This window comes from Coprococcus sp. AM11-30B, from assembly GCF_027674365.1.
In the GTDB taxonomy this organism is placed as follows: domain Bacteria; phylum Bacillota; class Clostridia; order Lachnospirales; family Lachnospiraceae; genus Allocoprococcus; species Allocoprococcus comes.
The window spans coordinates 839-1,855 of record NZ_JAQDVB010000052.1 but is presented as its reverse complement, the minus strand read 5'-3'; the positions used below and the strand labels follow the sequence as shown (position 1 = coordinate 1,855).

The window sequence follows — 1,017 nt, the reverse complement described above, 5'->3', positions numbered from 1 at the left end:
CAAGGAAGTATATAGCTGAACAGCAGGGTGTCCATTGTGAGGTGGAATCTGAAGGAAGCTGTAGTAAAGAACTAGATGCAAGAATTCGTTATAGGTTGTGTATGTGTATCTGGAAGCAATGGAAAATCCCACAGAATCGTATAAAGAATTTGATGAAACTCGGAGTTGATAAGGATACAGCTTGGATTACGGCATACACAGGTAGTCGAATCGCTTACATGTGTCAACGAAGAGTTATGAATTTTGCAATAAACAAAGAAAGATTAACCCGATTTGGACTACTGGGACTTATGTCAATTGATTATAAGAAGCCGGTAAAAGTTATTTCAGAAGATGAGAAATTTATGAAACAGATTGAGAAATGGGCTGTTGAAGAATAAGAATGGATGAGCTGAAAGATGGGAGAGCATGGGGATTTTGCTCTCCCGTTTTGTTGCGAAAAAAAGAGAAACGCTGTAAATTCAACGTTTCTCCTATTTTTTACTTAATGCCGCAGACCGGAATCGAACCGTTTTACTTAATCTCAAATACTGATAGAAAGGGGCTTTGAAGACTTCATCACGGTTGCGGTGTTCAAAAAATGTTCAAACGTTTGTCGCATACAAACTGAAATTTATATAATTATCTCTCTAACTTTCCCCATTTTATAGGCTTTCCCGCCTGTCCATTAGTGAAATGATATGTAGTTTCCCTTATTTTTGCCCTTATGAGATAATCACAAGGGAAATAAGGGAAATTTTTTAGTCATTGCCTACCACTTTATCAAGAAGCCGAACCGATTTTCGTTTCGCATCTCTTGTGGAGTGAGCATAGACGTTCATTGTGGTACTGACATCTGAGTGTCCTAACAATTCCTGCACATCTTTTGGGGCAGCTCCATTTGCTAAAAGGTTGCTTGCATAGGTATGACGTAACTGGTGGAAATGAAAGCCTTCAAATCCCTCTAATGTTTTTGCTACCTTTCTGCATACCGTTCCCAAAGTAGTCGGAAGTTCCAGACAGCCATCAGGTCTTAAG

The 1,017-nt window shown here is 39.1% G+C and carries 1 protein-coding gene and 1 pseudogene; one reads left to right on the top strand and one right to left on the bottom strand.

Annotation, left to right across the window (positions count from 1 at the left end; genetic code table 11):
* Positions 1 to 380 (top strand): annotated as a pseudogene (locus tag PGU50_RS17870) (hypothetical protein); the annotation flags it as partial.
* 360 nt (positions 381 to 740) lie between these two features.
* On the opposite strand, the gene PGU50_RS17865 reads toward PGU50_RS17870, so the two are convergent.
* Positions 741 to 1,017 (bottom strand): tyrosine-type recombinase/integrase (locus PGU50_RS17865; protein ID WP_270247650.1); only part of this gene is annotated, 277 nt, incomplete at its 5' end.